General features: G+C 60.3%; 7 protein-coding genes. 3 read left to right on the plus strand and 4 right to left on the minus strand.

The window, feature by feature from the left end; genetic code table 11:
• Positions 1-2: 2 nt before the first annotated feature.
• Together chrA and P3T25_RS05865 are read right to left on the minus strand one after the other, a co-directional pair.
• Complete coding sequence (chrA, locus tag P3T25_RS05860; protein WP_429357685.1) at positions 3-1220, minus strand: chromate efflux transporter; 1218 nt, start codon at positions 1218-1220, stop codon at positions 3-5.
• 19 nt (positions 1221-1239) lie between these two features.
• The gene (locus tag P3T25_RS05865; protein ID WP_171928374.1) at positions 1240-1698 is read right to left on the minus strand and encodes a DUF2501 domain-containing protein; all 459 of its coding nucleotides are present in this window, start codon (positions 1696-1698) and stop codon (positions 1240-1242) included.
• A gap of 799 nt (positions 1699-2497) precedes the next feature.
• On the opposite strand from P3T25_RS05865, the gene P3T25_RS05870 reads away from it, so the two are divergent.
• The 3 genes from P3T25_RS05870 to P3T25_RS05880 all read left to right on the plus strand — a co-directional run bounded on the left by P3T25_RS05870 (position 2498) and on the right by P3T25_RS05880 (position 5921).
• Positions 2498-4696: a LamG-like jellyroll fold domain-containing protein gene (locus P3T25_RS05870; RefSeq protein ID WP_429357686.1), complete on the plus strand. Its 2199-nt coding sequence runs from the start codon at positions 2498-2500 to the stop codon at positions 4694-4696.
• Positions 4697-4951: 255 nt separating this feature from the next.
• Positions 4952-5245, plus strand: coding sequence for a hypothetical protein (locus P3T25_RS05875; RefSeq protein ID WP_154567413.1), 294 nt, complete (start codon positions 4952-4954; stop codon positions 5243-5245).
• 388 nt (positions 5246-5633) lie between these two features.
• Entirely contained in the window at positions 5634-5921 is a 288-nt protein-coding gene (locus P3T25_RS05880) for a hypothetical protein (protein ID WP_429357687.1), read from the plus strand.
• Positions 5922-6490: 569 nt separating this feature from the next.
• Here P3T25_RS05880 and P3T25_RS05885 read toward each other — a convergent pair.
• Together P3T25_RS05885 and P3T25_RS05890 are read right to left on the minus strand one after the other, a co-directional pair.
• Positions 6491-6637 (minus strand): hypothetical protein, encoded by a 147-nt coding sequence (locus P3T25_RS05885; protein WP_154567412.1) that lies wholly within the window; start codon positions 6635-6637, stop codon positions 6491-6493.
• A 633-nt stretch (positions 6638-7270) separates the two neighbouring features.
• Positions 7271-7872, minus strand: a 602-nt coding sequence (locus P3T25_RS05890) for a pentapeptide repeat-containing protein (RefSeq protein ID WP_429357688.1), incomplete at its 5' end; no start/stop codon positions are given.

The following is a 7872-nucleotide window of genomic DNA, read 5'->3' on the forward strand; positions in this document are numbered from 1 at the left end:
ATTCAGACGATCCACCACGCGAGCAGCGCCGTGAGCAGCACCACGGCCCATGAAGGTAGGCGCCACCAGCCGAGCAACGCGAGCGCCACAATGACCAGCGCGAAATCGCGCCCGCTGTGCACCGCGCTGGTCCATACGGGATCGTAGAGCGCGGCGAGCAGAATGCCGACCACGGCAGCGTTGATGCCGGCCATCGCCCGGCGCATCGACGCGAATGCCCGCAGTTCGCCCCACAGCGGCAACGCGGCGCCGACCAGTAGAAACGACGGCAGAAAAATTGCGACGGTGGCGATCAGCGCACCGGTTATGCCCGCCGGGTAACCCGTGCTGGCGGCGCCTAGAAACGCCGCGAAAGTGAACAGCGGCCCCGGTATCGCCTGAGCTGCGCCGTAGCCAGCCATGAAGGAATTGGCCGAGAGCCAGCCGCGCGGCACGACGACCGCTTCCAGCAACGGCAGCACGACATGGCCGCCGCCGAACACCAGCGAGCCAACGCGGTAGAACGCCGCGAACAGGTCGAGTGGATACGCATGCAGCAAGGCGGCCGCGGCGGGCAAGCCGAACAGCAACAGCCCGAAGATGATGAGGCAAAGAAGGGCGCCGGTCTTCGTGCCGGGCATGCCGAGCGGTGCACGCGGCACCTCGGTCGACGATTTGAGAAGCAGGGCGCCGGCGATGCCCGCCACGACGATCGATGCGATCTGCCCGTAAGTCGCGCCGAGCACGATCACCGCGATGGCCGACGCCACCGCGATCGAGACGCGGGCACGGTCCGGGCACAGCGTGCGTCCCATCGACCAGACCGCCTGCGCCACGACGGCGACCGCCGCGAGCTTGAGGCCGCGCAGCAGATGAAGCCCGTTCGCCTCCGCCAGATGGGTGAAACCGTAGGCAAACGCGACCATCAACAACACCGACGGCAGCGTAAAGCCGAGCCAGGCCGCCAGCGCACCCGCGATGCCGCCACGAAAACGGCCGATCGCGATACCAACCTGGCTGCTGCCGGGGCCCGGCAGAAACTGGCACAGCGCGACCAGATCGCTAAACGTGTGCTCGTCGAGCCAACGGCGGCGCTTGACGAACTCGTCGCGGAAGTAGCCAAGATGTGCGGCAGGGCCGCCGAACGAGGTCAGGCCGAGCCGCAGGAAAATGCAGAAGAGGCTCCATGGCGAACTGTGTGCTGGCACGTCGAGGGGCGTGTCGGATTCTGCGTTCTGCATGAACATGTTCCACACCCGCTCAAAGCAAGGATTTCCCCTGGGCGAGAATTTTGTCGCAGACCTGCTTCGTGACCTGTTCCTTCAGTCCGCCGCCGCTCAGGTCTAGCTGCTTGCCGTCGCCGCTGCTCAGGATGCCCTTGGCGCCGTTGGTATAGCCGCTGTCGGACGAGGCCGAACTTGAGCCGCCCGGGAGTTTGCTCATCAGCGAGTCCTTGACCGAAGATGCGCTGTTGCCGCTGAGATAGTTGTTCTTGATGCAGAAATCGAGCACACCCGCGACGTTGCTGGTGCTGCCGGAAGTTAATGACTGGCCTGACAAGGCACTCCCCATGCTGCCGAGGCTCCCGAGGCCACCGGACGATCCACCACCCGAGCCCTGGTTGAGCAGGTTGCCGAGTTGCGCCTGGGCGGCCGGGACAGGGAGCAATACTGCGATCAAAATACCTGTAGCTGCGACGCGATGCGTGCGTACTTTCATACTCGAACTCCTTCTGCTGGCTGGAAGTCCTCCTACTATAGTGCCTTTCAGACGGGCGACAGACTGGGTTGTCACGTTAAATGTTGTCATGCGCGATGGGTAACCGGTACTCATCGCCATATACGGCAACGCCCACAATATGAGATTTTTAATTCTCATGTGAGTTAATTCTGATTTCCATATAAGGATTTCCTTATTTTTTATTGAATATTTTTTTGAACATACATCTCCCGCAATAAATTATCTTCACCTGTATAAAGAACCCGTTTTTCACCCTTCAGGCTGAGTGAATTCGGCCGTATACCTTGAGGAAGCAGGGATCATCAGCAGGTTTCGTCATCACATCTGATCCAGCCTCGCGGTACAGGCGAGCACGATCCGCACGGTGTCTGCATTGCCAATCGCTGTAATTGATGACATAGGCACGGCGGCGTCGCTGATGCCAATTTAATTCCGCATTTTTAGTCATCGTTGGTCGAAATTAATCAGGCTGCCACGACGCGCGTGTCACGAGACGTGTGAATTCTTCAATAGCATTCACTGAACTGCAGCAGGGAAAGAGGCCGCAATGATGTTGTCCGCCGATGAGTGCGGACGGCACACATCGCGGCCGCAAAAGCAAACGTTTGCCAACTACTGACGGCGCCCGGAATGGTTTCATGAATCGACCATCGGGACCGTCTCATCGGGAGTGAAGAAGCGCATGACGAGATCGAAATCGAGCAAGGTCGATACACAACGAGCACACGTAAATTCAGACGCTCCTGAAACACGGTCTGGACATTCCGACACCGTGGCGATGCAGGAACAAATCGCCGAGGGCATTTCGCGTCGCACATTTCTGTATAGCCTGGGCGCGTTGGCCCTGTCCGCTTGCGGCGGCGACGGTGGAGGACCATCGTCGGCTCAGGGGGGCCAGTCATCGCTGTCGGCGGCCGCATCACGAGCTGCAGTATTGAGCAGTTCGTCGTCCAGCGCGTTTGTGCATCCAGGTCTGCTGCATACCCAAGCCGACTTCGATCGGATGGGCCAGAAGGTCACGGCGCAAGCGTCTCCCTGGATCGATAGCTGGAACATCCTGATCTCGAACAGTCATGCAAGCCTGTCGTGGACACCGCGCCCACAGGCGGTCGTCTATCGGGGTAGCGACGGAGTGCATTCGCAGAACTACTCCTTGCTGTTCAATGACGTCGCGGCGGCGTACGCATGCGCATTGCGCTGGAAAGTCTCGGGCAACACCGCTTATGCCGACAAGGCGGTGCAGATCATGAACGCCTGGTCGTCGACGTTGACCGGGATCGGCGGCGATACCAACGCCGATCTCGCGGCCGGCATCTACGGCTATGAATTCGCCAATGCCGGTGAAATCATGCGCGTTTATTCAGGCTGGGCGACGGCCGACTTCGCGCGCTTCCAGAGCATGATGCGCAACGTCTTCTATCCGATCAACCACGATTTCATCAATCGGCACAACAACACCGAGGTGACTCACTATTGGGCCAACTGGGATCTGTGCAACGTGGCATCGATCATGGCTATCGGTGTGCTGTGCGACGACCAGTCGCTATTCGATGAAGCTGTCACGTACTTCAAAAGCGGCGCGGGCAACGGCGCGATTTTGCAGGCCGTCTACTACGTCCATCCGGGCTACCTGGGCCAATGGCAGGAGTCAGGGCGTGACCAGGGACACGCCACGCTCGGCATCGCGCTGGGGGGAGCGATCTGCGAAATGGCCTGGAATCAGGGTGTCGATCTCTACGGTTACGACAACAACCGGTTCCTCATGGGGGCGGAGTACGTTGCGAAAAGCAACCTGATCGAGTCGGGCACGACCTTTTATACCGTGCCCTATGTCCGCTACAACAATGTAGACAACGTGAACCAGACGGTGTTTTCGACCTCGGCTCAGGGGACGGTGCGGCCTTGCTGGGCGCTGGTCTACAACCACTACGTCAATCGCAAGGGATTGGCCGCGCCTTACACGCAGAAGTTCGCGACATTGGTCCAGCCCGAAGGTGGCGGAGGCAACTATGGACCGAACAGCGGCGGCTACGACCAACTGGGCTACGGGACGCTGACCTGCACGCTGGATGCGATCGCAAGCGGTGCAGCGCCAAGCGCACTCGTCGCGATCGCAAGCGCAGGACACGTCATCCTGTCGTGGTGGGGCACGGCGTACGCGACGAGCTATAACGTCAAGCGCGGCACCACGTCGGGCGGACCCTACGTGTCCATTGCGAATGGTGTTACCGATCTGCTCAGCTATACGGACAGCGGTATTGCGGCCGGGACCTATTACTACGTCGTGACCGCGGTGACACCGGTCGGCGAATCGGCTGCGTCAAACGAGGCCGTTGTGACCACGGCGGTGCAACTGCAGACCTACCTGGCATTCGACGAAAGCAGTGGCACCAGTGCGGCGGATTCGAGCGGGAACGGACATACCGGTACGCTGGTCGGCGGTGCGAGCAGGGCGGTCGGCAAGAAGGGCAATGCCGTGTCGCTCGACGGCAGCACGGGTTATGTCAGCCTGCCGGACAACATCGTGGCCGACGTGTCGGACTTTACGATCGCGGCGTGGGTGTACTGGAACGCAGCGAAGACCTGGGAGCGTATATTTGATTTCGGTTCAGGCACGGCCCGCTACATGATGCTGACCCCGCGCGCCAATAACGGATTCGCGCGCTTCGCTATCACGCTTAATGGTGGCTCCGGTGAGCAGGACATTAACGGCAATGTCGCGCTGCCTACCGGGCAGTGGGCGCACGTCGCTGTGACGCTATCGGGCAGCGTCGGTACGCTGTATCTGAACGGTGCGGAGATCGGCTCCAACACGGCGATGTCGTTTGCGCCGTTCCGGCTGGAAAGCACGAACCAGAACTGGATTGGGCGATCGCAATTTTCAGCCGATCCGTATTTCAACGGATTGATCGATGAGTTTCGCATCTACCGCAACGCGCTTAGTGCGGAGCAGATTGCGGCGTTGATTTCGGCGTAGCGACAGGCTGGGCGGATGTCGACGTTCTGTGAGCGCGTCGGCATCCGTGCGGCTGGGTTTCTGTCCCAGCCCCACAATCGCCCGAATCATATCAAAGTGCCGGTAGAGGAATTTCCTGAGCACGTATCCCAAGCCAGACGTTTGCGCCGGTTGAACATAGGTCGATGTTGGAATTTGCAAGCTGCGCGATCTAATATGATTAATACGCATCGGCTCCAGCCAATGCACCACGCAGCCGCGCCCGGAGATCTCATCATGCTGATTCCGAAGGTCGTAATCGGAGTAGCCGCCCTCGTCGGCGTGACCACAGCCTACGCGGACGGGTTCGTCGTCACGAGATCCCTTTCGAATGGGCGTGAAATGCGCCTCGTCCAACACACTGCCGAATGTGATGGCGGCCCCGGCGCATTCATCTACAGGAAAGGTAAGCAGATCGATCAGACCTGCAATGTCCAACTGACTGCGGCAGGAGCGACCGTGAGGTTGCCACCTCTTGAGCCGCGCATGTTCTTCCCCCGCGATACGCTGTACCAGGACTCAAAACTATGAGCGCCCGCCGGTCTCTGCAATAAACCTTTGGGCAGGCGCGCATCACCGGTGCATCTGGCATTGATCGCACGCGATCCAAGCGTCTCTGCTCGATGCAATTTGGCCTTCCGCAAGCTAGGCTCGAATCGCCACGGTAGGGTGAGAAGGAGCCCTCGGAACGCTCGATTCGGTGGTCTGTTTGAATTTGCTTTCATCGACAGTTGGAATCACTGTCGGGTCGCCGAAGGTCTATAACTGAATCGGCAGTCCAGAGCGAACGTCTACCCCATCTATCGCTGATACGGAAGCCCGCGAACTTTCGACCTGGAAAGGAGGTTTAGCGATTACGTACGACCAATCCATGCTTTGCCTTTTCGAATCCCGATTAGCCTAGGTATAGGAGGTAATCATGCAATGCGGGTACCGTGGGTGGAACATAGACGCGACGCCGGACTTCTCCCTTGGGAAATTCTTTGCGCACGCGCGACTGGTTCGCGTTTCGGCTGACGATGACGTTGACGGCGAAATGCACATCGAGCGTGATCTTTCCTATTTCGACACGGAGGAAGAGGCGATCGAAGTTGCCCAACAATGGGCGTTTGCATGGATATGCGAGCGCGACGGCAGCGTCGATGGTATGCAGCACGAGACACAGGCATCCCGGAGCGGTATTCCGGACGAAATTCCATTCAGATGAAATGCTGAATGCGCTGCGCCCACGCTGACTTATTCATGTAAGCGCACCTTGCAACGCCGTAGCAGGAAGTCCGGACACACAAAGAAAGCGGCGCCGCCGGCCGGGTGTCGGGACGCCGCCTGAATCACACACTCGCAGGACTCGGGAGACCGCACGAGTGACTTGAAGGTATCGTTCGCCACCGCTCGCTTCAAGACGAAAAATCTTCGTTTGTAGCGAGGCCAAAAGCATTAGTTACATCATTTAATCTGATGACTTCGCTACGCAACCGGCCACGATGGTCCTTTGGCGTGGGCGCGCGACGGTCGCGGTTTTTGGAATTTACAAAATCAAAAATTTCTTACAAAACTGCTCATCGGTTGAATCCAACCAACAACATGTTCCGGGTCATCGTTCATCAGATTTTCCTGGAAACCAGGATTTCCTTCAGTGCATCGGCGTAACGTAAGCCGCACACCGCAATTCCCCCCGAGTGCAAATTTTTGTGCGTCCCAGTTCGACCCCCGCCTCGCCTGGCGCAGATCCCTGTTGGATCGTGTATGCCCATGCTATGTCCACGATCTGACAATTCAATTGGGGGTTCGGCCTAACAGGCACAGCGAATGCTTCATCTGCATCGTGTCGTCGCCAACTGTGGAGTCATTGCGGAAAAGCACGCCGGATGGCGACTCCGGCCACCCGTCCGGAATGGCCAGGAAGATGGCGAGCGTTTTCATAGCTCAAAGGCTTACGATAGAAAACCTGGTACACCGCTCCCATTGCCATGGCGGAACCAGGAGGCGAACACGCAGAACGGTCCCGCGGCTCATTTCGATGAGCACTCCGCGAGGGGGGAGGGCACATGAACTTAGTGAATGGAAGGATCAGACGAACCGATCCGAAGCGTGTCGTAATGTTCAGACCGGCCGAGCTTGCGCAATCGGGTGCAGGTAGCCCGGGTTCAGGCATCAAGGCCGCACCGCCTGCGCGGGGCAGACGCCTTGCGCTTTGGGTAGCGTCGGCAAGCGCATTGGCTGTCGGGGTCATGGGTATCGTCGCGTATGGCGATCGGTTCGACGATGATCAGGCGCTCGGGATCATCGGACCCACGTCGCCAGCGCAACACACGTCTTGGTCCGGTCATGTCGCGCTACCAGCGTCACCTCCCGCTCGCGGAACTGCGGTTGCCAGTACTGAGCTTACCCCGCCTGTGTCTTCCGCTTCGTCCGATCACCGCGCTGGACCTACTCCGGATTCTGCTGCGCCGCAGTCGGTTACACGAGGGCCTGGTCAAGCAAGCTATGCCGCCACACAGAATCGCCGCCATTGGGCGCCGCACGTGAGAGCAGTCGCGCGGCATGCGCCGGGGATCACCCTAGCCACATCGCCAACGCAACAAGCGTTTTCGTCCGGTCATGTCGAGAGATCATCGTCACCTCCTGCCCCGGAAACTGCAATTGACAGTGCTGAGCTCGCCCCGCCCGCTTCGTTCGATCAGCGCGGTGCACCTTCTCCGAATTCTGCTTCACTGCAGATGGCTGAAGGACAGCCTGCAGGCGGTCACGGCGGAGGCGGTTCGGGTGCCGCCGGTTCAGGCGCAGGCGGTTCGGGTGCCGGCGGTTCGGGCGCAGGCGGTTCGGGTGCCGGCGGTTCGGGCGCAGGCGGTTCGGGCGCAGGCGGTTCGGGCGCAGGCGGTTCGGGCGCAGGCGGTTCGGGCGCGGGCGGTTCGGGTGCAGGCGGTTCCGGCGCAGGCGGTTCGGGCGCCGGTGGTTCGGGCGCCGGCGGTTCGGGCGCCGGCGGTTCGGGCGCGGGCGGTTCGGGTGCAGGCGGTTCGGGTGCAGGCGGTCACGGCGCAGGCGGTCACGGCGGAGGCGGGAACGGCGGAGGCGGGAACGGCGGAGGCGGGAACGGCGGAGGCGGGAACGGCGGAGGCGGGAACGGCGGAGGCGGGAACGGCGGAGGCGGGAACGGC

The sequence above is a fragment of the Paraburkholderia sp. GAS32 genome, from assembly GCF_050434225.1.
Classification (GTDB): domain Bacteria; phylum Pseudomonadota; class Gammaproteobacteria; order Burkholderiales; family Burkholderiaceae; genus Paraburkholderia; species Paraburkholderia madseniana.